The sequence below is a fragment of the Shewanella profunda genome (genome assembly GCF_023283765.1).
In the GTDB taxonomy this organism is placed as follows: domain Bacteria; phylum Pseudomonadota; class Gammaproteobacteria; order Enterobacterales; family Shewanellaceae; genus Shewanella; species Shewanella profunda.
The window spans coordinates 51,840-75,486 of record NZ_JAKILG010000006.1; the positions used below are offsets into that span (position 1 = coordinate 51,840).

The 23,647-nt window shown below is 45.2% G+C and carries 21 protein-coding genes; 18 read left to right on the top strand and 3 right to left on the bottom strand.

All coding sequences use genetic code 11. The features are described from left to right. Positions 1-9: 9 nt before the first annotated feature. Together L2744_RS05040 and L2744_RS05045 are read left to right on the top strand one after the other, a co-directional pair. On the top strand, positions 10-945 hold the full coding sequence (locus tag L2744_RS05040; RefSeq protein ID WP_248990882.1) for an SPFH domain-containing protein: 936 nt from the start codon (positions 10-12) through the stop codon (positions 943-945). After that, complete coding sequence (locus L2744_RS05045) at positions 945-1,898, top strand: SPFH domain-containing protein (RefSeq protein WP_248990883.1); 954 nt, start codon at positions 945-947, stop codon at positions 1,896-1,898. The genes L2744_RS05040 and L2744_RS05045 overlap by 1 nt, the downstream gene beginning before the upstream one ends. A 289-nt stretch (positions 1,899-2,187) precedes the next feature. On the opposite strand, the gene L2744_RS05050 is transcribed toward L2744_RS05045, so the two are convergent. The 3 genes from L2744_RS05050 to priA all read right to left on the bottom strand — a co-directional run bounded on the left by L2744_RS05050 (position 2,188) and on the right by priA (position 6,957). After that, complete coding sequence (locus tag L2744_RS05050; protein WP_248990884.1) at positions 2,188-2,880, bottom strand: SPOR domain-containing protein; 693 nt, start codon at positions 2,878-2,880, stop codon at positions 2,188-2,190. Between the two features lie 3 nt (positions 2,881-2,883). Further along, positions 2,884-4,629, bottom strand: coding sequence for an arginine--tRNA ligase (argS, locus tag L2744_RS05055; RefSeq protein ID WP_248990885.1), 1,746 nt, complete (start codon positions 4,627-4,629; stop codon positions 2,884-2,886). 132 nt (positions 4,630-4,761) lie between these two features. Then, the gene (gene priA / locus L2744_RS05060) at positions 4,762-6,957 is read right to left on the bottom strand and encodes a primosomal protein N' (RefSeq protein WP_248990886.1); all 2,196 of its coding nucleotides are present in this window, start codon (positions 6,955-6,957) and stop codon (positions 4,762-4,764) included. 104 nt (positions 6,958-7,061) lie between these two features. Between priA and L2744_RS05065 the strand changes: the two genes are divergently transcribed. The 16 genes from L2744_RS05065 (at position 7,062) to L2744_RS05140 (ending at position 23,545) form a co-directional block, all read left to right on the top strand. Further along, positions 7,062-7,928, top strand: a complete 867-nt coding sequence (locus L2744_RS05065; RefSeq protein ID WP_248990887.1) for a FimV/HubP family polar landmark protein — start codon at positions 7,062-7,064, stop codon at positions 7,926-7,928. Positions 7,929-8,106: 178 nt separating this feature from the next. Continuing rightward, positions 8,107-8,319, top strand: a complete 213-nt coding sequence (gene rpmE, locus L2744_RS05070) for a 50S ribosomal protein L31 (protein ID WP_248990888.1) — start codon at positions 8,107-8,109, stop codon at positions 8,317-8,319. 560 nt (positions 8,320-8,879) lie between these two features. After that, positions 8,880-10,124, top strand: a complete 1,245-nt coding sequence (locus tag L2744_RS05075) for a malic enzyme-like NAD(P)-binding protein (protein WP_248990889.1) — start codon at positions 8,880-8,882, stop codon at positions 10,122-10,124. Between the two features lie 187 nt (positions 10,125-10,311). After that, positions 10,312-12,219 (top strand): RNase E specificity factor CsrD, encoded by a 1,908-nt coding sequence (gene csrD / locus L2744_RS05080; RefSeq protein ID WP_248990890.1) that lies wholly within the window; start codon positions 10,312-10,314, stop codon positions 12,217-12,219. Positions 12,220-12,440: 221 nt separating this feature from the next. Beyond that, positions 12,441-13,319, top strand: coding sequence for a type IV pilus biogenesis protein PilM (locus L2744_RS05085; protein WP_248990891.1), 879 nt, complete (start codon positions 12,441-12,443; stop codon positions 13,317-13,319). After that, on the top strand, positions 13,316-13,918 hold the full coding sequence (locus tag L2744_RS05090; protein WP_248990892.1) for a PilN domain-containing protein: 603 nt from the start codon (positions 13,316-13,318) through the stop codon (positions 13,916-13,918). Before L2744_RS05085 ends, L2744_RS05090 begins: the two co-directional genes overlap by 4 nt. Beyond that, a complete protein-coding gene (locus L2744_RS05095; RefSeq protein ID WP_248990893.1) occupies positions 13,915-14,565 on the top strand; it encodes an MSHA biogenesis protein MshJ in 651 nt (216 codons plus the stop codon). The genes L2744_RS05090 and L2744_RS05095 overlap by 4 nt, the downstream gene beginning before the upstream one ends. Continuing rightward, positions 14,552-14,869 carry a general secretion pathway protein GspB gene (locus L2744_RS05100; RefSeq protein ID WP_248990894.1) on the top strand — a complete coding sequence of 106 codons (318 nt, stop codon included), beginning with the start codon at positions 14,552-14,554 and terminating at the stop codon, positions 14,867-14,869. The genes L2744_RS05095 and L2744_RS05100 overlap by 14 nt, the downstream gene beginning before the upstream one ends. Positions 14,870-14,883: 14 nt before the next feature. Further along, positions 14,884-16,560, top strand: a complete 1,677-nt coding sequence (gene mshL, locus L2744_RS05105) for a pilus (MSHA type) biogenesis protein MshL (RefSeq protein WP_248990895.1) — start codon at positions 14,884-14,886, stop codon at positions 16,558-16,560. 6 nt (positions 16,561-16,566) lie between these two features. Then, positions 16,567-17,493 (top strand): ExeA family protein, encoded by a 927-nt coding sequence (locus tag L2744_RS05110; protein ID WP_248990896.1) that lies wholly within the window; start codon positions 16,567-16,569, stop codon positions 17,491-17,493. Next, positions 17,490-18,704 carry a tetratricopeptide repeat protein gene (locus L2744_RS05115; protein ID WP_248990897.1) on the top strand — a complete coding sequence of 405 codons (1,215 nt, stop codon included), beginning with the start codon at positions 17,490-17,492 and terminating at the stop codon, positions 18,702-18,704. Before L2744_RS05110 ends, L2744_RS05115 begins: the two co-directional genes overlap by 4 nt. Then, a complete protein-coding gene (locus L2744_RS05120) occupies positions 18,701-20,461 on the top strand; it encodes a GspE/PulE family protein (RefSeq protein WP_248990898.1) in 1,761 nt (586 codons plus the stop codon). Before L2744_RS05115 ends, L2744_RS05120 begins: the two co-directional genes overlap by 4 nt. Positions 20,462-20,463: 2 nt before the next feature. After that, entirely contained in the window at positions 20,464-21,684 is a 1,221-nt protein-coding gene (locus tag L2744_RS05125) for a type II secretion system F family protein (protein WP_248990899.1), read from the top strand. A gap of 43 nt (positions 21,685-21,727) precedes the next feature. Beyond that, positions 21,728-22,222 carry an MSHA biogenesis protein MshF gene (locus tag L2744_RS05130; protein WP_248990900.1) on the top strand — a complete coding sequence of 165 codons (495 nt, stop codon included), beginning with the start codon at positions 21,728-21,730 and terminating at the stop codon, positions 22,220-22,222. Between the two features lie 76 nt (positions 22,223-22,298). Continuing rightward, positions 22,299-22,916, top strand: coding sequence for a prepilin-type N-terminal cleavage/methylation domain-containing protein (locus L2744_RS05135; protein ID WP_248990901.1), 618 nt, complete (start codon positions 22,299-22,301; stop codon positions 22,914-22,916). Between the two features lie 110 nt (positions 22,917-23,026). Further along, positions 23,027-23,545, top strand: a complete 519-nt coding sequence (locus tag L2744_RS05140; protein WP_248990902.1) for a type II secretion system protein — start codon at positions 23,027-23,029, stop codon at positions 23,543-23,545. Positions 23,546-23,647: the final 102 nt, after the last annotated feature.

Consider the following 23,647-nt stretch of genomic DNA (forward strand, 5'->3'; position numbering starts at 1 on the left):
GATGAGTCTATGTTTCTGTTTACCTTAATTATTTTATTTATTTTCTTTATTCTCTACAAACTGATGCTGATTGTGCCTATGCGTGAAGTTCACGTTATTGAGCGATTAGGGAAGTTTCGTACCGTATTACAACCTGGCTTTCATTTTCTAATCCCATTTTTTGACCGTGTCGCCTATCGTCATGATACCCGTGAGCAAGTGCTCGATGTGCCGCCACAAAGTTGTATTTCTAAGGATAACACTCAGCTTGAGGTGGATGGTCTCGTTTATCTTAAGGTAATGGATGGGAAACTGGCGAGTTATGGTATTGAAAACTATCGTAAAGCAGCGGTAAATCTTGCACAGACCACTATGCGTTCTGAAATTGGTAAGCTGACCTTAAGTCAAACTTTTTCTGAGCGTGATAGTTTGAATGAATCCATAGTGCGTGAGATAGATAAAGCCTCAGAACCTTGGGGGATCAAAGTGTTACGTTATGAAATTCGTAATATCACCCCATCACGGAATGTAATCCATACCCTAGAAAAGCAAATGGAAGCCGAGCGTCGCAAACGCGCGGAAATCACCTTAGCCAATGCGGAAAAAGCGGCGATGATCAATATGTCCGAAGGTGAGCGCCAAGAGGCTATTAATCTTTCCGAAGGGCAAAAACAGAGACGAATTAATGAAGCAAAAGGGACGGGACAGGAGATTGCCATCATTGCTAAGGCGAAATCAGAGGGGATGGCAATGATCTCTCAAGCATTAGCGGTTAATGGTGGCACTGATGCTATGAATATGTTGTTAAAAGAGCAGTTTATCGCTCAAGTTGGCAAGATACTCAATGATGCACAAGTGTCGGTTGTCCCCGCTGAAATGGCAAAGCTCGAAGGTTTCTTCGAGGGCATGGAGCAGGTCACTCACACTATGGGTGGTCAAAACACAGTAAGTAAAGGAGCGCGTTAATGAATATCCCATTCGATACTGATCTTGCTGTGATGGCCATTTGGGGTCTTATTTTTGCCATTTTTGTCATTAAACTCTTCCAGTCGATTCGCTTAGTGCCAACTAAGTCGGCCTACATTGTTGAGCGTTTAGGTAAGTATCACTCTACCTTGGATGCGGGGTTTCATACCTTGATCCCCTTTGTGGATAAAGTGGCTTATATCCATGACTTAAAAGAAGAAACAATTGATGTTCCACCACAGGAGTGCTTCTCTAGCGATGAGGTGAATGTCGAAGTTGATGGTGTTATTTATATCTCTGTAACCGACCCTGTTAAGGCAAGTTATGGTATTACTGACTATCGCTATGCGGCTATCCAATTAGCGCAAACAACGACTCGTTCGGTGATTGGTACCTTAGATTTAGACCGTACGTTCGAAGAGCGTGATGTGATTTCGGCTAAGGTAGTCGAAGTGCTTGATCAAGCTGGTGCTATATGGGGTATTCGTGTACACCGCTATGAGATTAAAAATATCACTCCGCCAGAAACCGTTAAAAATGCAATGGAAATGCAAGTGAATGCTGAGCGTGAACGCAGAGCATTACTCGCTAAGAGCGAAGGCGACAAGCAGAGTAAGATTAACCGCTCTGAAGGGGTTAAAGCTGAAACAGTAAACCGTTCTGAAGGGGAAATGCAGCGTCGTATTAACGAAGCCGAAGGTAAGGCCGAGGAGATATTAACCATATCCCGTGCCACGGCAGAGTCAATCGAACGGCTTGCCTCAGTGATTGCCGCACCCGGTGGTCATAACGCTCTGAGGATGCAACTGGGCGAACAATACATGAAACAGCTTGATGGTCTGAGCCAGAAAAATACTCGCGTGGTATTGCCAGGTAATATGGTGGATTTCGATTACTGGATGAATAGCATAGGTTTAAAAGAAGCAGGCTTGAAGGATGAACCATCCCGCTAAGTTGTACCTATTATGTTGTTTATAAGCTAATGCCAAGGCCAAATACACAGTATTTGGCCTTATTTTTGATGGTTATCATGGGAATCATGCGGGGTTTTCGCTAACCAAAATTGACAGGTTTTTATGGCTGTTCGATTTAGTCGGTTTTATTTGGGTCAATGGTTTGTTTGCATTCAGTTGATACTGCTACTAGGCACGAGCATCGTTAATCTATAACACGCCCTAATGTAAGCGATAAAAATAGCGGCGAGTTATAAAAACTGGCCGCTAGTTTGTAGAAACAATTGGGTTACTTAGGCATGGCTAGAATTTGGCAACCGTTAATCCCTGCATTTTGCAATACATGGCGTTTACGTTCTGCATCACGCTTAGTGGTATATGGCCCTAAGGATACTTTATACCAAGTGCCAGTTGTCCCTTCAATTTGCCTTACCTGTGCCTCCATACCTTGAAAAGCGATTACCGCTTTCATTTGGTTGGCTTGGGATTCTTGACGGAACGAAGCACACTGTAATTGATATTGCTGCGGTGCACGTGTGTTAACAACGTCTGGAATATCCACTTCAACATGCTTGTTTTCCAACTCGTTAAGGTAGGTCCACTCTTCCTTAGGCTGTGGTGGCAGCGCATTAGGATCGATTGTAGGTGTTACCTCTGGCTGTTCTACCGGAACAGCAACAGCTTGGCGTTGTGCCTGCTCTTGCGCTTCTTTCACTTTTGGGGTCAGTGTTGAAGCTTCTTTGACCTTAACGCGATTCTCGGTTTTAGGCGTTGGGGCTGGAGTTTGTTGTTTCGCTGTATCTTTGATACTCCACAGGAAATAGCAAAAGCACCCCACTGCGAGAATGGCAAACAGGATCAGTGCTACAGGATACTTTTTACGTGGCGCTGACTTTTGAACTGGCCGAGCGCGTGTTGCGCGGATCGGGCGCGGTTTAGCACCCGATTGCGGTCTTCTGTTAGCATAGTCGCGATGGCTCATGGCTTACATCCGCTCTAGGGTTTCGATACCTAGCAGATTTAGACCCTTTTGCAGGGTGCGAGCAGTCAACTGTGACAACAGTAACCGGCTATTTTTTTGCTCATCATTATCGGCGGCAAGCACAGGGCAAGCTTCATAGAAGCTAGAGAATGCACCCGCTAACTCATATAAATAGCCACATAATACATGGGGTTGGCCTTTATCGACGACGCGATTGAGGATCTCACCAAATTGCGCCAGTTTATTGCCTAAATCCTTCTCTTTTTCGTGCTCGAGTACGATTGATGTTTGGCTTAGGTCGACATCCGTTGCGCGCTTGAAGATACCCGCTACACGGGTATAAGCGTATAACAGGTAAGGCGCTGTATTGCCCTCAAAACTCAGCATTTGTTCAAAGCTGAAGATGTAATCGCTGGTACGGTTTTTCGATAAGTCAGCGTATTTGACTGCACTGATACCCACTACGCGGGCAATTTCAGTCAGCGTTTCCTGATCCATATCTGGATTTTTGCTGCGAACGAGTTCTAGCGCGCGCACATTGGCTTCTTCTAACAGGTCAACTAACTTCACAACGCCGCCAGTACGGGTTTTAAATGGACGGCCATCTTCGCCGTTCATAGTGCCGAAACCTAAGTGTTCTAAAGACATGTCATCACGGACAAACTTGGCTAGTTTAGCGAGGCTAAAAACTTGTTGGAAATGCAGCGCTTGGCGCAGGTCAACAAAATACAGTACACGATCGGCCTTCAACACGTTCGAGCGGTAGCGCATTGCCGCCAAATCTGTGGTGGCATAGAGGTAACCGCCATCGGCCTTTTGGATGATAACTGGCAGTGCTTCACCTTCTTTATTGCGGAAGGCTTCTTGGAATACCACTTTGGCACCGTTGCTTTCGGTTAACAAACCTTTGGCATCTAAATCTTTAACCACTTGTTCAAGATCGGCGTTATAAGCGCTCTCACCGTGCACATCGGCGCGGGTCAGGCTCACACCTAAACGAGCATAGACCTCATGGCAGTGGCTTAAAGAAATATCGTTAAATTCGCGCCACAGTTTGTTGCAATACTCGTCACCCGATTGCAGCTCAACGACTAATTGGCGTGCGCGAGTCGCAAACTCAGCCGACTCATCGAAACGCAGTTTAGCCGCACGGTAGAAGGTTTCAAGATCAGAAAGCTCAAGATGAGCTTGCTCACCATTTTGGGTGCGCAGCTCTTCCATATAGGCCAGCAACATACCAAATTGTGTGCCCCAGTCGCCCACATGGTTTTGACGAATGACTTTGTGGCCCAGAAATTCCAGCGCGCGAACTACGCTGTCACCAATGATGGTTGAACGTAGGTGACCTACGTGCATTTCTTTGGCGAGGTTGGGTGAAGAGTAATCGACCACTACGGTTTGCGGTGTCGGTAACTTAATACCTAAATGCTCATCGTTGACAGCATTTTGCAGTTGATCCGCTAGAGCACTGTCGTTGATAAAAAAGTTGATAAAGCCTGGACCTGCGATTTCAACCTTAGCCACAAATGCCGAAGCGGGTAGGGTATCTATGATCAACTGGGCTAATTCACGTGGATTCTTGCCAGCGACCTTGGTCAGCATCATGGCTAAATTGGTTGCCAAGTCGCCATGACTCTTATCCTTCGTTCGATCTACTTGAATACGCGCTTCAAAATCAGCAGGCAAAATACCTTGTTGTTTAAAGGATTCGATTGTTTGTTCAAGTAATGATTGGATATGTGATTTCATGGATTAATTAGCACTAACTTTAAGAGTGAATACAGGGAATAACCGCATATTTTAGCCGTTTGTGGTTAACAATTGCTATCTTCCCGATGATTTTTTATTAAATGATGCTTAAATATTTATCAAATAATCGGCTTACAACAGATCCTGTGGATCCCTATCTAAACTCCAGCGACAACGCTTTGCTTCGGGTAGCTGCTCCACAAGCGGATGAATACGTTCAAACTCTTGCTGCAGGCGATTGCGATTCTTGGCCTGAAACATTAACTGGCGGCGGAATTTACCCGCTTTTCTGTCCAGTGGCGCAGGCATTGGGCCTATTACCTCAAACTCTTTATCTTGAGGTAAAAGTGCTGCAAAGGCATTGAGAAAACTGTCGGCATCGCTGGCAGAGTGCGCTTCGGCGCGCACTAGTACCATATGCCATGCGGGTGGTAATAATGCCTGTTGGCGTTCTTTTAACTGGCTGCGGGCGAATTCGCCATAACCGCGGTGCAGTAAATCGCGAAGAATGGGGTTGTCGCTCTGGTGAGTTTGCAGCAATACTGTGCCGGGTTTACTGGCGCGGCCAGCACGACCTGCGACTTGAGTATAGAGTTGCCCAAAACGCTCAGGCGCGCGGAAGTCTGCGCTAAAAAGCGCACCATCGACATCTAGCAATCCAACGAGGGTTACATCGGGGAAATGGTGGCCTTTGGCCAGCATTTGAGTGCCGACTAAGATTTTATATTCACCCTTATGAATCGCACTTAAATGGTTTTCGAGGGAGCCTTTAAGGCGAGTCGTATCTCGGTCGATGCGCACCACAGGATATTTCGGAAACTCCTGCTGTAATGCTTCGGCAAGTTGTTCTGTGCCGATCCCTTGCCCCATTAGCATAGTGCTGCCGCATTTGTGACATTGTTTGGGAATGGCATATTGGTTACCACAATGGTGGCAGCAAATTTCACCAAGGGATTGATGCACAGTAAAAAATGCATCGCAGCGGTCGCATTCATGTAAGTGCCCACACTCGTGGCATAGCAGGGCTGGCGCAAAACCACGGCGGTTTAAAAACAGTAATACTTGGTTTCCTGCATCTAAATGCAGCCTAATTTCATTTAATAGTGGTGCCGACATCCCTGCCTTTAGGGGCAGATTTTTAATATCAATAATACCTTGTCTTACTTTTTTGGCGGCACCTGCGCGCTCACCAAGTTGTAAATGTACATAGCGACCGCTCAAGGCATTTTGCAGACTTTCGAGTGACGGTGTGGCAGAGCCTAAAATGACAGGGATAGATTCTAAATGGCCACGCATGACCGCTAAGTCGCGGGCGTGATAACCGACGCCTTCCTGCTGCTTGAAGCTGCTGTCGTGCTCTTCATCGAGAATGATAATCCCAGGGAAAGCCATTGGAGTGAAGAGGGCCGAGCGTGTTCCAATAATGATCGCCGCCTGTCCGCAGCGGGCTTGGCGCCATGCTTCTAGGCGCTGGTTATCGGTTAAGCCCGAATGTAGAACTGCAACATTGACCTTAAAACGGCGTTTAAATCGGTTGATGGTTTGCGGCGTTAGGCCAATCTCTGGCACTAAGATCAGCGCCTGCTTGCCTTGTTTTAGAATTTCTTCGAGTACGGCCAAATAGACTTCGGTTTTACCCGAACCGGTAATACCTTCTAATAAGGTGCAATGATAACCTTGTTGCTGATTTAAAATAGTTACGCCAATAGCTTGTTCTTTATTGAGTCTGTGTGGTGTTTCATCGAGTTCTAATTGGGTGCGCCAATCAAGGTTCAGTTCGGCGACTTTTTCATGACGGGCAACCCAGCCTTTATCTTCTAAGGCTTTTAACGCGGTTTTACTGATCTCTAAACTGATCACTTCTTCTTGGGTTAGGCTAGTCTTTTTGAGTAGGTCGAGCAGTTTTTTCTGAGCAGGAGCGCGTTTAACGATCTCGGGAGCAATATTTTGCCCTAGATCGGTTAATTGCCAATATTGGATTTTTTGTGGTGCGGCATCGAGTCCCTTACGTAATGCGACAGGGAGAGCTTGAGTCAGCATTTGCCCTTGGTTGCAGAAGTAGTATCTTGCCGCCCATAAAGTTAATTTATAAAGGGATTCTGGCAATAGTGGCGTGTCGTCAATAAAATCAATAACCGCTTTTATTTGCTTTGGCTCTAGGCTACAGCTGTCAGTCACCGCCGTGACTAAACCTATGAGTTGTTGGCGGCCGAAAGGCACTTTAACGCGAACACCAATTTGTGGTGTTTGCGGATAGGTTTCGGGGACGCGGTAACTAAAGTTTTGCCGCATAGGTACAGGTAACGCAACTTCGACAAACAGTGACATATGCTAGGCAAGTCTTAAATGGGAATGGGGTTTAGTGTACTCAGCACGGCTAGCAAGGGCTAGTCCTAATGATGGTTTATCCAAGGATAGTGGAGATTAAATTAATGGCTAATATAGTGAAATCATTAGGTCTATTCATCTTAGTTTGCAGTGCATCTTCGATGGCCCAAGTGTCCCATGTGAGTATCAATAGCATGATGTTTGAGCTGGGGACTTATCCTAAGATGCGCCTCAATGTGATTACTGAAAATCAGGATATAACACGCCTCGAATTTGTTCTGCGTCAGTCAGGCAGTGAAGAGAAGTTGATGGCGCAGGAACTCAATCGCTTTTTAGTGTTACTAACTGGAGTTGAAGATGTTAAAGATCCTAAGGCGCAGTTAGTGGTGAGGGAATATCGTGTTGATCGCTGGTATGAGGTTAAAAATATCCCACTTTTTGCAGAGCCCGCTGCAGTTGCTAATAAATCCACTTCAGTGACTTCGGCAACAATATCTCAAGGCGTTAAATCTGCAGACCTTAGTTCCAAAGTAATGCTAAACAAAGTGGATATAGTGACAACAGAACCAATGGCATCACCTGCGGTTTCACCGAGCAACTTAACCCCTATGACTAAAAGCATAGACCCTGAGTCTATCGTCACCACGGGTTTGACATTTTCTAAAGATGAGCCAGCGCCAGTATCGAATGACCAACCCAAGATGGTATCAACTAAGGAATGCTCGCTGAATTATGTCTCAAGCGAAACCCTCTGGCGAATTGCAAATCGTTACGCGAGCGAGTGGAATGTGAGTGTTTATGGTGCAATGCTTGCTATATATGATGCCAATCCGAAGGCATTCTCTAAAAATAAAATCAATGCGTTAAGAGGCGATGTAACGCTTTACTGTCCATCAACAAATCTGTTGGCACAGTACCCCGATGCGAAAGAGGCCAAGGCTATCTTTGAGGCGAAGCAGGCGGGCAAATAAGGGCGAGAGATAACGGCAATATAGTGCCGAATTATCTGTTAAACGCTCAGATAATCTACTTGTATCCGCAGTGGCAATACTGTAGCATTCTGCGCCCTAACATATCGTTATTAACTGCATGTGGTGTCCGACTAAGGGTTGGAAGAGCGACATGGCCTTACATTTTGAGGTAATCCCAATGAAATCAGGTATCCACCCAGCATACGCAGTTATTACTGCAAACTGTACTTGTGGCAACGTAATCAAAGTAAACTCTACTGCTGGTAAAGACCTGCACTTAGACGTTTGTGGTGCATGTCACCCATTCTACACAGGTACACAAAAAGTTGTTGATACAGGCGGTCGTATCGACAAATTCAACAAGCGCTTTGCAGTGCTTGCTAAGAAATAATTGCGACAGCAATGTTTCCAAAAGGCGCCCTAGGCGCCTTTTTGCTTTTCTATCTTTGACCTCTATAGCTTTATTTCCTGCATGTGACCCGTCCTAAATAGCGTTGACACTTTTCAAACTCATTTTGGAGAGTGTAATGACTTCAACAATTAAAAAATCATCAACACTGTGGGATCTGACGCTTTAACGCAGTAAAGCGAGGTATTTACAGCAATTAACTATAAGATAATTGAGGTTAGCCACCTTTATTGTAATTTAGCCAAAATTTATCGTGGATTATGGTTGTAATGCGCATTATTTAGGTGAAATTTAAGTTTGTTTCCTACAAAAAGTGCATTGGTAATCATGTCTTATCCACGCAGATAAGTTTATAAAACTTAGCTTAGAGACCAGATTGACATGCAAAGGTGAAATTTCTCAATCTCTTATTTAAAAATCACTGTGATTGGCGTATCTTACCCCTCACCTACAAAGTCGACAGATGTCTCAAAAATGAGCAAATCTGGGCTGACTAGGCCTACTCCCATACCATTATAAATGTCGCATTTCAGGATTTTAAAATGTCAGATATTCGTCAACAAGCACTCGATTATCATGAATTCCCCGTTCCAGGTAAAACCGCAGTCTGTCTCACCAAACCCGCAGAAACGAGCCACGATCTCGCCCTAGCATATAGCCCAGGTGTCGCAGAGCCTGTACGTGAAATTGCCGTTAATCCTGACAATGCATATCGTTACACCAATAAAGGCAATACAGTCGCTGTGATCACCAATGGCACTGCGATTCTTGGTCTTGGTAACTTAGGCCCGTTAGCATCAAAGCCTGTGATGGAAGGTAAAGCCCTACTATTCAAGCATTTTGCCAATATCGACTCGACGGATATTGAAATTACCCACAATACTCCTGAAGAATTTATCAACACTGTTGCGGCTATTGCAGATACCTTCGGTGGTATTAACCTCGAAGATATTAAATCCCCCGAATGTTTTGTGATTGAACGCGAGTTGATCGCCCGTTGTAAAGTGCCAGTGTTTCATGATGATCAGCATGGAACGGCAATTGTTACCGCAGCCGGTATGATTAACGCCCTTGAAATTCAAGGAAAATTAATTAGCGATGCGACATTTGTTTGTATGGGTGCAGGTGCTGCGGCTATCGCTTGTATGACAATGTTAGTGAAGTGTGGTGCTAATCGCGCCAATATTTATATGTTAGATACTAAAGGTGTTATCCATTCTGGTCGTACCGATCTTAATGAATACAAAGCATTATTTGCCAATGATACCGATAAACGCACTTTACAAGATGTGATTAAAGGTGCCGATGTATTTTTAGGTTTATCTGGGCCAGATGTGATTGGTGCACAAGATGTTGCCATGATGGCTGACAAGCCAGTTATTTTTGCTTGCTCAAATCCAGATCCTGAAATTAAACCTGCACTTGCCCATGCAATTCGCAGTGACTTGATTATGGGAACGGGTCGTAGCGATTACCCAAATCAAGTGAATAACGTACTTTGTTTCCCATTTATTTTCCGTGGTGCCTTAGATGTGCGAGCTTCTCGCATTAATGATGAGATGAAAATCGCCGCCGTACATGCTATCGCTGCATTAGCCAAGGAGCCTGTACCTGATAGTGTACTTAAAGCTTACCCTAAGGTGAGTTCATTAAGCTTTGGCCCCGAGTATGTGTTACCAAAACCTATGGATCCACGACTATTACCTCAGGTTGCCCGTGCCGTTGCGCAGGCTGCTATTGAGTCGGGAGTGGCGGCAATCACTACGCTTCCCAAATATGCTGATTAAGTAAAAAAGTGGTCAATAATCTGAAAAGAGGCTCATTGGCCTCTTTTTTGGTTTTTAGCTGCAGTGAAAGTCGCCTATCCTTAGTTGCCTTTTGGGCTATGCTACTGAATAATCAGGGAGCAGCATTTGTTGAGCTAGTGTTAAATACGCACCGATAATTATAATAATACTGCAGGATAGCGGATCGATGAAATTCACTCGAATGTTAACTACAAAATTGACCAGTTTTTGGTTGATGTCTTTGGCTGCAATTGCTTTTATATTTTTACTCTGTGCCACCATGAGTTTTGTGCAACTGACCTATAAGTTTCAGCAGCAAAAAGTGGCAGAACTCGAATCTATGCTTGTTAATCATTACCATGCCCAATCTGGTTGGGAATTGGACTCTTGGTTACCTCCGCTCTTGCTAGCATACAATACCGTTGAATTCAGGTTGACCTTAAAAACCGACGTGTTATTCGCGTATCAGGGCAATGTGTTAACGCAAAATGCCATGGTATATAACCATCAGCTTGATCCAAATTCAGATCTGCGAATGTCACTTATTTTGCCACAACCATTTGATCTATATGATGTAAGTTGGTACGAGCTTTTAATCCTCGCAGTGGGCATACTCGCCATCATTGCGTTGGTGCGTTTTGGGTATGTGTGGTTTTCACAGCAGCTAGATGGCATTGAAGAATTAGCCCTACGGAGCCGCTTAATCTTACAAGGGAAACATGAGCAAGCGCTTGCTAGTCCCGGTAAGGGGAAACCTCGGTTGATTAATCGTGCACTGACAAAATTACTTGAAGAGTTACAGGATGCGCAAAAGGAGCGTGGTCGTTTCGACAAATTTATTCGTTCCAATACCTTTTTAGATGCTGAAACCCGCATTGGTAATCGACTTTTCTTAAATAACCGCCTAGATGCCCTGAGCCACAATCAAGGTATGGTTGCCCATGGGGTTATTTACCTATTAGAAATGGATGATCTCGATTTATTGCAGCAGGCCAAAGGCGAGTCGGTGGCAAAAGAGCTTTTAAATGCCACAGTAAACGGAATTAATCAGATCCTACAAACCTTACCAAACAGTATTTTTGCCCGCCGTTCCCATAATCAATTTGCCATTGTGGTACCCCAAGTCTCTTTGATTGAAGCTGATCAACTCGCCAGTAAACTCCTAAAGGTTTGCTTGAGCCAGCCGTTAACGGATGTGGACAATCGCGACAATTTTTTCCACTTGGGTTGTGCTTATTTTACCGCTGGAGACAACGCAACGCAGTTGATTGACGAGGCGGATATGGCCCTACGCGCCGCCCAATTACAGGGTAACAGTAATTGGTTTATGTACGATAAGGGCGCTATCGATGAAGAATTTGCTAAGGGCTCTGTGCGTTGGCGTAGTTTTTTAGAGAATACGTTAGTTCAGCGGCGCTTTTTTCCTTTTAGCCAACCCGTTATTGATTCAGATGCGAACGAACACCATAAGGAAATTTTCACCCGTGCAAGGGATAATCAAGGTGCGTTAATTCGTGCAACTCTTTTTATCCCTATGGCCAATAAGTGTGGATTAATGCCGCAGATCGAGCGGCAGATGATTGAGCGTGTTTTAGCTTTACTTACGAATGAGCGACATAGCAAACAAGTCTATAGTGTGAACTTAAGTCTAGACTCCTTAACGAGCCGCGCCTTTAGTCAATGGCTAAAAACGACGTTGTTGGAATACCGACATTTGACGCCAAGGCTGATGTTCGAGATCTCTGAGGATATTGTTATTCAACATCAAGCCAAGCTACAGCCTAAGTTGGACATGATCCGCAAAATGGGAGCAAGGCTCTGTGTCGACCACGTTGGTCAGCAAGTGGTAGGCACTTATTATATTCGTGAATGTCATTTTGACATGATTAAACTCCATCGCTCCATTGTTCGGCATATCCACTTGCGCCCTGAAAATCAGCTTTTTATCCGCAGTCTGATCGGTGGTTTATATCGCACCGAAGTGCAAGTCTGCGCCGAAGGGGTGGAGGTGTTTGAAGAATGGCAAACATTACAAATTCTCGGTGTAGGCATGGCCCAAGGAACGTTTTTCAGCGATCCAGTGGAGGCACAATAAATATTTGCTCCTGTGATCACTATGGAAGATTGGGCGCATAACAGGCGTATTTTCCTATAAAATTCACTGATTAGCGGCTAGACTAGCCAGTGCCAAAATTATGACGGTGAATATGACAAATTTCCCGTTTTCTATTTCAGAGTATCAGCGTCGATTTTGGTGAATCAACTTTTGCAAAATCATAGCTCTAGCTTTTAAATTCATTAGGTTATAAGCATTTTATGGATAAAAGACGTATTGGTCGATTAGCCTTCTGGCAAAATAAAGCGATTACGACAGATCTTGGTGTCTATGTCTGTGCGGATAAACTATGGGTTTATGCCCCTGCAACAGAACGCTATGCAGAACAGTGGGTCACATTCGAATTGCAACTGGAGCAATGGCAAACGGCCTTTGCAGAGCTCGCCCACGTTTTTCCCCACGCTCGGTTACAACTGTTATTAGCGAGTGGCCGTTATCAGTTATTAGTGGCCGATAAACCTAATGTGGATCCCGAAGAATTACCCCAAGCCTTGCTCTGGTCAGTTAAAGATATGGTGACCATGCCTGTGCCACAGATCCATTTGGATTATTTTGAGTCGCCACTACCTAGCGGTAAAATCAATGTGGTGGTTGTCGAAAAAGACAAGCTAATCAATATGGTGCAAGCTATACATGCACAAGGTCTTACTCTCGCTGGTATTAGTATTGAAGAGCTCGCAATGACGAATTTGTTTGTCGATGACAGTCAAGCTCGTCTCGTTGTGAGCCATTATTCTGGGCACGATCTATTGCTCACCGTAGTAAAGCAAGGCCAACTCTATATGCAACGCCGAGTACGTGGTTTTATGCAGTTAGATAAAGCCGAGGTCGATGAACTTAACTATGGTCTTGCTGATAGTTTAAGTCTAGAAATTCAACGTTCTATGGATTATTTTGAGAGCCAACTTAGGCAGGCTCCCGTGGCCTCTATTGAATTACTCGTCGATGGCGCGGCCGACGCCTTAGCAAAATTGGTTTCGACCAATTTTAATCAAACCGTAAACATCATCGACAAAAGTTCTGTTGGAGCTCGAATGGCGGGACTGGCTTTCTATGAATTGTCTCGAGGTGCAGAGTGATTAAATCGAGAGTAAACCTTTATTCTGCAACATTATTACCTCCTGAGCTGCGGTTAACCTTTGCAAAACTGATGACCTATGTGGCTGGATTAGTCCTGCTGTGTATTTTAGTCGGGGCATACGGCTATTGGCAGCTAGGTCAGTCCGAGCAAGCATTGCAACAGGCTTCACAGCAAAAGCAGCAACTCGAACAGCAAAAAGCGGCGCTTGAAGCGCAAATCGCTGCACGTAAACCGGATCCTGCACTTGTGGCGCGAGTCGAGTTAGAATCGCAGCAACTAGAACTTAAACAGCTATTAATCAGTGAATTAGCCCTTCGTTCCGCTTTAACTAGCCGAGGCTTTGCTCCTGTGCTTAAGGATTTAGCACAGGTTTCCGATGCGAGAGTGTGGCTGAGTCGGATTGTGATTAATGAGCAAAACGTTATGTTTGAAGGTTTTGCAGACCACCCCCAAAGTATCCCGTTATGGGTGGGCAAGCTAAAAACAACAAATACATTAAAAGGACAGGCATTTTCATCTATGACCATGGATCGCGGTGATGATAAGCCTTTGGCCTTCACTTTAACCAGTGAAACGCTGGAGGAGCCGAAGCGATGAAGACGATGTTTAATCATGTCGGCCAACAGTTTGAGGCTTTGAGCCGCCGCGAGCGAGTCTTGATAGGTGTCGCCATATTAGCCCTAATCGGTATTATCGGTTTTATGCCATTAGAATCGCTTTGGAAAAAACAGATATCGATATCACAACAACTTAAGGCACTGGAGCAGGAAAATCAGATTTCGGTTCAGCAGATTGAGTTATATCAACAGCGTTTAACCATGGATCCTAATCAGGATTACCAACAAAGATTAGTTTTATTACAGCAGCAAAATCAAGAGATTGATGCGCAGCTTAATGAGCAGATGGTCGATATGGTGCCTGCCGATTACATGCCGGAGTTACTGGGTAATCTGCTTGGGCAAGTGCAGGGGATAAAGCTCATTAAGTTTACTTCTATTGCCCCAGTTCCCTTGCTGGCGGTGGGCGATGAGAAAAAACTCAACCTTTACAGCCATGGTATTCGTATGAGCCTTGATGGAGACTATTTTTCGGTAATGCGCTTTGTCGAGGCGGTAGAAGCCATGCCTGACAAACTCTATTGGAAGCGTCTTGATTACAAGGTTGCCGAATATCCTAAAGGTACAATCGATATCGAAGTTTATACTTTGAGCATTAATAAGGACTTTATCAGTGTTGCTAAATAAGCCTTATATTTTCATTACGTTATTATGTGTAGCTTCGAGCGTATCGGCCGAGGTACTGCGCGATCCAACCTTACCCGGAAAAGGTTACTCTGCCACTGGTCAAGCAACTCAGGCTCAGGAGCAAACACTGATCCTAAATAGTATCGTTAGCTCAGGAAGCACAGCTTACGTTGTGATTAATAATAAAATATTGTCTGTCGGCGACAGCATTCAAGGGGTGAAAATCGTTAGGATCACCCCTTCGTCTGTGTCACTTTCTGATGGGCGTAAATTGGCACTGTTTCAAGCAATAACCGAGAGATAGGGAATATAAATTACATGACAGCGATCAAATACTTCACGCCTCTGCTCTCACTTTGTCTTGTGGCGTGCCAAACCACAGATAGGCCACAACCTGAAGCCTCCAAGGCTGAACTTGCAGCATCGATGCAAACGGCGAGTCGGGCGACTACGCCACCTCCCGCCACTATGCCAGATGCGGTGCAACGCGAATTAAATTCAAACGCTTTATTAGTCGGACTCGCTCCGACATTAGAAACCGAACGACGCTTTGATGTTTCGGCGAATGATGTGGATGCGAGAGTATTTTTTCCTAGCTTAGTGCAAGGTACGCCACTGAGCGTTGCCGTACATCCCGAGGTGGAGGGCACGATTTCCCTATCACTAAAGGGCGTAACCTTAAGTGAAGCCATTCAAGTTGTTGAAGATATTTATGGTTATGAAGTCAGTCGAGAAGGACGAGTTTTGCGGGTATTCCCCGCGGGCATGCGTACTGAAACGTTTCCATTAAACTACCTCTATATGGAACGTGATGGTCTGTCATTGACCTCTGTTAGCTCGGGCCGTATTTCCGATAATAATTCCAACAGTAATACCAATAACAACTCGAATAATGGTAATTCCAATAGCAATAGCGGCAATAACAATTCGAATAACGGTAGTGATTCAAACAATAATAACAGTGATAGTTCAAACGGCACTTTTATCCGTTCACGCACTAAAACAGATTTTTGGGGTGATTTAAAAGAAACCCTTACGGCCATTATTGGTGATACGGGCAATGGACGTCAGGTTGTCGTTACACCGCAGGCAGGACTGGTGACGATTCGAGCTTTCCCAAGCGAATTACGCCAAGTACGCAGTTTTTTAAATTCGGCTGAAACCCATTTGCAGCGCCAAGTTATCCTTGAGGCAAAAATCCTAGAAGTCACGCTATCGGATGATTTTCAGCAAGGGATCCAATGGGAGAATGTGTTAGGTCATGTCGGTAATACCAATATTAACTTTGGTACAACAGCGGGAACCGGACTGGTCAATAAAGTGACATCGACTCTTGGTGGTGTGACATCACTTAGCATTAAAGGCTCTGATTTCACTACCATGATCAATCTATTAGATACTCAGGGCGATGTGGATGTGCTGTCTAGCCCAAGAGTGACCGCATCTAACAATCAAAAGGCAGTGATTAAAGTCGGTACTGACGAGTATTTTGTCACTGACGTATCTTCAACCACTGTAGCGGGAACAACGCCCGTGACGACACCACAGGTAGAGTTAACGCCGTTCTTCTCGGGTATTGCACTGGATGTCACACCGCAAATCGACAAAGATGGCAATGTGTTATTGCATGTGCATCCATCGGTTATTGATGTGAAAGAACAGACAAAAAATATCAAAGTGAGCAATGAATCGCTGGAATTACCCTTAGCACAGAGTGAGATCCGTGAATCAGACACAGTGATCCGCGCCGCATCTGGCGATGTCGTCGTGATCGGTGGATTGATGAAAAGCGAGAACATTGAAGTTGTCTCTCAAGTGCCGTTATTGGGTGATATTCCATTATTGGGTGAACTGTTTAAAAACCGCAGTAAGCAAAAGAAGAAAACCGAGCTGATTATTTTGTTAAGACCAACAGTGGTCGGTGTCGATACGTGGAAGAATGAGTTAGATCGTTCAAAAACCTTGTTAGATCGTTGGTATCCGGAGACTAAGTAAGCTTCTATGTATTTGAAGCATTTTGGTCTAAGCCAGACCCCATTTTCCTTAACGCCGAATACCGGATTTTTTTTCGGGTTATCGCCACATGTGGAAGCCCTGCAAGTGCTACAAACGGCATTGCAAACGGGTGAGGGGTTTATCAAGGTTACAGGTGAGGTCGGTACCGGTAAAACATTACTTTGTCGAAAGTTAATTAATGATCTACCGAGTGGGTTTCACTGCGCTTATTTACCTAATCCCTATTTAACCCCAGCGGAATTACGCTGGGCCGTAGCGAATGAACTGGGCCTTAACTACGCGACAGATATCGATCAGCAGCAGCTTACAGGCCTGATTCAGCAGCAACTACTCGATTTGAGCAGGCATGGTCATGCAATAGTCTTAGTGCTAGACGAGGCGCAGGCATTGCCGGACGATAGCTTAGAAGCGCTGCGTTTATTCACTAACCTTGAGACCGAGAGCCGCAAATTACTCCAAGTGGTGTTATTTGGGCAGCCTGAGCTTGATGAAAGATTAAAACGCCAAGAATTTAGACAGTTAAGGCAGCGAATAACCTTTAGCTACAACTTACGCCCACTCACTTGGGATGAAACCGATGCCTATATTCGCTATCGATTAGCCATTGCGGGTCGCCAAGGCGAACCGTTATTTACACCTAAGCTAACGCGTAAGATCGCCTATGCATCCCGAGGGATCCCCAGATTGATTAATATTCTCGCCCACAAGGCGTTATTGCTAAGTTTTGGTGAAGGCGTCACTCGGGTGAAGGCGTCCCATGTGCGCGATGCCATTTTAGATACAGAGGATGCCAGCAAAAAAATGCACTGGTCTCGAAACTTAGTGCTTGCTGTAGTGGTATTGACTGTCTTGATCTTAGCGATCGCAGCATCAGGTATCGATCTCCCACAGGTTTGGGGGAATAGGGCATGAGTGTTATCAACAAAATGCTAAAAGATCTCGAACAGCGCCAACAGGGGCATCAACTTTCAAATATTGCCCAGCATCAAGTGCAATATTTAGGTCGCAAACCTAGCATTAAAATCTGGGGTTCAATCAGCCTTATGTCATTGTTTATTGGCGGTGTTGGTGTTTATGGCTATCAAACATTCACTCAACCCCAAACTGCAGATAGCATAGAGACATCGCCTAAGCTCACCGCAGCGAGTGATACTGAAGCGCCAATAATTCAAACACAGTCCGAAACAAAGCCCGAAATAAAGCAAACCATGTCCGAGACCGTGAATTTAACCGAGCCTTTGACCCTTAGCTCAAATACAGCCGTAAAAACGCCTAATGGATCGGCTAATGCAGAAATCACTACCGCTGAGGATCTGCTCCCTGTTGCCAATCAAAATCCCCAGGTAGAAGCCGTTGTGAGTGCTAATGACCAATCCGAAAAACATGAAATAGCCATTGAAGTGGACGAGATTGTTGGAGCGATTCAAGCCAGTGCGCCCGAAAGCACACCCGAAAGTGTGCCTGTAAAGCAATCCGTAGATACCCCCGCAATTGAGCCAATCAAACCCGCAGGTAAAATGGCGGTGACAGAGGTTAAGCTCACGCCAAGTCAATTAGCACAAAAACAGTTAACTCTGGCAATAGATGCCGAAAAACAGGGAAGACTTGATAAAGCTATCGAATATTATGAGAAGGCCCTCGGCTTTGACCCAAGCTTACATAATGTGCGTCAGCAACTTGCGGCATTGCACTATGGCCAAGGACGACTCAATAACGCCGAACAAGTATTGCAGCAAGCAGTGCTTTTATACCCTCAACAATTTGACTTTTATCTGTTATTAGCGCGAGTCCAGCAGGAGCTTGGGGACGTAGATTTAGCATTAGCTAGCCTAGCGCAAATCCCCGATAGCCATGTTTTAGCACGGCAAAAATGGTTAGCTCAAACCGATTTAGCCCAAAAGCAAGGGCAATTTAGCTTAGCTGAGCAAGCCTATCGGCAGTTATTGCAGCAGGAGCCGCAGCAGGGGAAATGGTGGATGGGCCTAGGTTATGCTTTAGATTCTCAGCAACAATTTGCCAAGGCGAGTCAAGCCTATCGCACCGCATTAAGCCACTCAGGGCTCTCGGCGCAGGCAACTGCTTTTATTGAACAACGATTAAGCCAACTAGGAGATAGCCAATGAAACCCAGATTAAAGATGCGTTTGGGCGATCTGTTAGTTCAAGAATCGATTATTACCGAAGAACAGTTACAGCAAGCGTTAACTGAGCAGCGTAAAACAGGCCATAAACTTGGCCGTACCTTGATTGATTTACGCTCCATTACCGAACATCAATTGCTGCAATTTCTCTCCCAACAATTGAATTTGCCCTTACTCGATATCAGTAAGCGGCCCATCCCCGCCGAGGTGGTACAGCTGATCCCTGAAGTACAGGCGCGGCGTTTCCGTGCCCTTGCGGTTGAGGATAGGGGGGACAGTGTACTGGTGGCAATGAGCGATCCTGCGGATTTACAGGCGCTCGATCACTTAGAGATTCTCGTTGCCCCCAAACGCTTAACCTTAGCGGTCGCGCCCGAGCAACAACTGCTAGAGGCCTTTGATAACCTTTATCGTCGTACCGATCAAATCGCACAAATTGCCGGCAAACTCGAAGAAGAATACGCCGCCGATAAGATGTTTGATTTGGCGAGTTTAACCTCGGGCGATAGTGATAATGAAACGACCGTGGTTAAGTTACTGCAATCGATTTTCGAAGATGCGGTACAAATGCGTGCTTCGGATATTCATATCGAGCCCGGTGATAAAGCGCTGCGTATTCGTCAGCGCATCGATGGTCAACTGCACGAAACAATTCTGAATGAAGTTAATATTGCCGCGGCTTTAGTTTTGCGGCTTAAGTTGATGGCAGGACTGGATATTTCGGAGAAACGTCTGCCACAGGATGGTCGTTTCCATATCGAAATCAAAGGCCATCATATTGATGTGCGTATGTCGACCATGCCGATTTACCACGGCGAATCTGTGGTAATGCGTTTGCTCGATCAATCTGCGGGTTTGCTCACTCTCAATGAAACCGGTATGCCGCCGCATATTTTGGCGCGGATTCGCAAACAAATTAAACGTCCCCATGGCATGTTATTGGTAACAGGCCCCACGGGTAGCGGTAAAACCACCACGCTGTACGGCATTTTAAGTGAGCTTAATACCGCTGATCGTAAAATTATTACGGTGGAAGATCCGGTCGAGTATCAATTGCCGCGGATAAACCAAGTGCAAGTGAACCACAAAATTGGGCTCGATTTTTCAAACGTGTTGCGTACCACTTTACGTCAAGACCCCGATATCATCATGGTTGGTGAGATGCGCGATCAAGAAACGGTAGAGATTGGCCTGCGCGGTGCATTAACAGGTCACTTTGTGCTATCGACTCTGCATACTAATGATGCGGTCACCAGCGCACTGCGTTTACTCGATATGGGCGCGGCGAGTTATTTGGTGGCGAGTGCACTCAGGGTGATTATTGCCCAGCGCCTAGTGCGCCGCGTTTGCCATAATTGCGGGGTTGAATATCAACCCTCACCACAGGAAAAAGCCTGGTTGAGTAGCGTAAGCCGTAAGGATTTTTCAACGGCGAATTTTAGAATTGGCACAGGTTGCCAGAGCTGTAATGGCAGTGGCTATCGTGGGCGAATAGGTATCTTTGAAATCCTTGAATTGGACGAGAAGATGATCGATGCCATGCGTACGGGCAATCCACAGGATTTTGCCCGCGCAGCATTACAAAGCCCCAATTTTACGCCACTGGCCGAGTCAGCCTTGCAATATTTAAGTGAAGGCATGACGACCATTGAAGAGGTGGCGAAGCTGGTGGAAGATGTGAGTGAGTCGCAGATCCCTTTATCTAAGGATCTGATTAGCCAACAAGGCGTTGAGGCCTAATTATGCCGGTTTATCAATACCGTGGTCGCAGTGGTCAAGGTCAAGCCGTTACGGGGCAGCTCGATGCAGCCTCGGAAAGTGCTGCGGCGGATATGCTCTTAGCCCGCGGGATTATTCCCCTCGAAGTTAAAGTGGCTAAAGTCGTTAAATCCTTTTCTGTGACTCAGTTATTTGGCAGCAAAGTCGGCTTAGATGAGCTACAAATCTTTACCCGCCAAATGTACTCCTTGACCCGTTCTGGCATTCCTATTTTGCGGGCGATTGCGGGATTATCTGAAACCGCCCATTCCCAGCGGCTGAAAGATGCACTCAATGATATTTCCGAGCAACTGACCGCCGGGCGTCCCCTGTCCTCTGCAATGAATCAACACCCTGAAGTGTTTGATTCTTTGTTTGTTTCTATGGTGCATGTGGGTGAAAACACCGGTAAGTTAGAGGATGCATTTATCCAGCTTTCTGGCTATATCGAACGTGAGCAAGAGACGAGACGTCGAATTAAAGCGGCTATGCGTTACCCCATATTTGTATTAATCGCCATTACCATCGCCATGGTGATCTTGAACATTATGGTGATCCCTAAGTTTGCAGAAATGTTTAGTCGCTTTGGTGCCGATTTACCTTGGGCGACCAAAGTGTTAATTGGTACATCAAACCTTTTTGTTAATTATTGGCCCTTAATGCTGGTGGCGCTTATCGGAGCCATTGTTGGGGTACGTTATTGGCATCATACGGAAAAAGGCGAAAAGCAGTGGGATAAGTGGAAGCTGCATATTCCGGCCGTCGGATCCATTATCGAACGCTCCACCCTAGCGCGTTATTGCCGCAGTTTTTCCATGATGCTCAGTGCAGGCGTACCTATGACACAGGCATTAAGCTTAGTGGCCGATGCGGTGGATAATGCCTATATGCACGATAGGATTGTGGGCATGCGCCGTGGGATTGAATCCGGTGACTCAGTGCTTAGGGTATCGAATCAGAGCCAGTTATTTACGCCCTTAGTACTACAAATGGTCGCAGTGGGTGAAGAAACTGGGCAAATCGATCAGTTATTGAATGATGCTGCCGATTTTTATGAGGGTGAAGTGGATTACGATCTAAAAAACCTCACGGCTAAATTAGAGCCTATCCTTATTGGTATAGTGGCCGTCATCGTATTAGTGCTTGCGCTCGGCATCTATCTACCTATGTGGGATATGCTCAATGTGGTTAAGGGGGGGAATTAACGGTATGGACTGCACACCTCCTTATTTGGAAGGATGCGACTAGATGCGAAGCCAGCACAAGGCTGAAAGCAATCTATTGAACCTCTATGGGCGGATTATCGCCTTGATTGTGGTGTTAACTATGATGGCTATCATAGGTATTAAATATTTTTCAACTATGCCGCAGTTAGCCGCCAGAGGCATAGAGTTAGAACATGCACGATTTTTAAATATAGTGGCTATGGTGCGCTCCCAATGGTTATCCCTTGGTAAACCGTCACAACTGGGTTTAGATTGGGAAATTTTTGAAAATCAAAGCCAGCAGCTTATGCCCAGTATGGTTAAGATGAATGCCCTAGGTTGGCCACAACCTTTGCAACGGGATAACCAAGGTTGCCAAGATTTATGGCAACAATTAATGGGAACAGAACTGAAAACAGAAACCCTAACAGGGGCGTATTTTTCGCGCGATAATAGCTGCCATTATCGTTCGCAAAATGGCGACAGTATCGGTTATCAACTGAATTCTGGCAGGGTCATTTTTTTGGCGAATCCCTAAAATATTGTTAAGCAGTAGGCTTTTTAAAATGAATTTAGCTGTTAGAATGGCATCTCTTAAGTATGAGGGTAAGTAAATGAAGACTAAGCAAAATGGTTTTTCATTGATTGAACTCGTTATCGTTATTGTGATTTTAGGCCTGTTGGCTGCAACGGCGATCCCGCGTTTTTTAAATGTGACTGATGATGCGCAAGATGCCAGTGTAGATGGTGTTGCGGGCGGTTTATCGACTGCAGTCAGTTTTGTGCGTTCACAGTGGGAAGTCGATGGACGCCGAAATAACAATGTGCTCCTCGATGGTACCTCGGTCAACCTTGATACTCGTTTTGGTTACCCTACTGGAACATCAGTGACAGATGCGACAGCAATGACGGATGCCAGTTGCCAAGAAGTCTTTAATACCGTGTTGCAGAGTGCGCCACGTAATGTGCTCTACACTCAAGATACCCGTAATCAACGTTATACCGTCAGGGTGATTGATGGCGCGGGCGGTAGTGCGACCTCAATTGAAGGTACTACCGTAACGGGTTTAGATTTATGTGTTTACCACCAAGCAGCTTCACTGGTGGTCAACCAAACAACGGGTGTAGCAACGCCTGCACCGGATTTATCCACCGCAGGTGCTAAGGGCGTGGTCTATAACCCAGGTACAGGCAGAGTATTAAGCTTTACCCAAACCCCATTTACGCCTTAATGCCGTATTTAAGGCTTTAATGAGTTTATATTTTTATCACCGTAGTTTATAACTGACTTAACAGTCTATAACTTGCTTAACTAGCCCAAACGTAGAAAGGTAATTTTTATATGAGAAGACAACAAGGTTTTACCTTAATTGAATTAGTAGTAGTGATCATCATCTTAGGTATTCTTGCTGTCACTGCGGCACCTAAGTTTATTAACTTACAAGGCGATGCAAGAGCTTCAACCCTGCAAGGTTTAAAGGGGTCCTTACAAGGTGCAAATACACTTGTTTACTCAAAAGCAGCTTTAGCTGGTTTAGAGAAAAAGGCATTTGATGCAGTACCTGCACACTCTATTGACATTGGTACTGGAACTCCAGTGGTGACGCACTATGGCTATTTGCAATCAACACAAGCTCAGTTATCTAGTGCAGTAGATTTAGCATTGAGCGATGACGAAGATAATGCATCGGATTGGTATATTGCTGAGGGTACTAGTGGTTCAGCAGCATCAGTTATTTATCAGGCAGGTTCTGCTCGCTTTGGTAATACCACAACAACTTCAAATCGTTGTTATTTAACTTATACACCAGCAACAGAAACCACAGTTCCTACATATGTCATTACTGATGATGATTGTTAATATTTATTAAAAAAAGGCCTGCCTAGCAGGCCTTTTTTTTAGATAAAATAGGTATGTTATATCGGCTGCAACAAAATGAATTTACTTAGAATTTGTGCCAAA

Bases quoted from the DNA above. Each gene is read 5' to 3' on its own strand.
- L2744_RS05130 (WP_248990900.1), top strand. From the start codon at position 21,728: ATGCGAAGCCAGCACAAGGCTGAAAGCAATCTATTGAACCTCTATGGG.
- mshL (WP_248990895.1), top strand. From the start codon at position 14,884: ATGACAGCGATCAAATACTTCACGCCTCTGCTCTCACTTTGTCTTGTG.
- L2744_RS05095 (WP_248990893.1), top strand. From the start codon at position 13,915: ATGAAGACGATGTTTAATCATGTCGGCCAACAGTTTGAGGCTTTGAGC.
- L2744_RS05140 (WP_248990902.1), top strand. From the start codon at position 23,027: ATGAGAAGACAACAAGGTTTTACCTTAATTGAATTAGTAGTAGTGATC.
- L2744_RS05125 (WP_248990899.1), top strand. From the start codon at position 20,464: ATGCCGGTTTATCAATACCGTGGTCGCAGTGGTCAAGGTCAAGCCGTT.
- L2744_RS05050 (WP_248990884.1), bottom strand. From the start codon at position 2,880: ATGAGCCATCGCGACTATGCTAACAGAAGACCGCAATCGGGTGCTAAA.
- L2744_RS05115 (WP_248990897.1), top strand. From the start codon at position 17,490: ATGAGTGTTATCAACAAAATGCTAAAAGATCTCGAACAGCGCCAACAG.
- argS (WP_248990885.1), bottom strand. From the start codon at position 4,629: ATGAAATCACATATCCAATCATTACTTGAACAAACAATCGAATCCTTT.
- priA (WP_248990886.1), bottom strand. From the start codon at position 6,957: ATGTCACTGTTTGTCGAAGTTGCGTTACCTGTACCTATGCGGCAAAAC.
- rpmE (WP_248990888.1), top strand. From the start codon at position 8,107: ATGAAATCAGGTATCCACCCAGCATACGCAGTTATTACTGCAAACTGT.
- L2744_RS05045 (WP_248990883.1), top strand. From the start codon at position 945: ATGAATATCCCATTCGATACTGATCTTGCTGTGATGGCCATTTGGGGT.
- L2744_RS05085 (WP_248990891.1), top strand. From the start codon at position 12,441: ATGGATAAAAGACGTATTGGTCGATTAGCCTTCTGGCAAAATAAAGCG.
- L2744_RS05075 (WP_248990889.1), top strand. From the start codon at position 8,880: ATGTCAGATATTCGTCAACAAGCACTCGATTATCATGAATTCCCCGTT.
- L2744_RS05135 (WP_248990901.1), top strand. From the start codon at position 22,299: ATGAAGACTAAGCAAAATGGTTTTTCATTGATTGAACTCGTTATCGTT.
- L2744_RS05120 (WP_248990898.1), top strand. From the start codon at position 18,701: ATGAAACCCAGATTAAAGATGCGTTTGGGCGATCTGTTAGTTCAAGAA.
- L2744_RS05065 (WP_248990887.1), top strand. From the start codon at position 7,062: ATGGCTAATATAGTGAAATCATTAGGTCTATTCATCTTAGTTTGCAGT.
- csrD (WP_248990890.1), top strand. From the start codon at position 10,312: ATGAAATTCACTCGAATGTTAACTACAAAATTGACCAGTTTTTGGTTG.
- L2744_RS05040 (WP_248990882.1), top strand. From the start codon at position 10: ATGTTTCTGTTTACCTTAATTATTTTATTTATTTTCTTTATTCTCTAC.
- L2744_RS05110 (WP_248990896.1), top strand. From the start codon at position 16,567: ATGTATTTGAAGCATTTTGGTCTAAGCCAGACCCCATTTTCCTTAACG.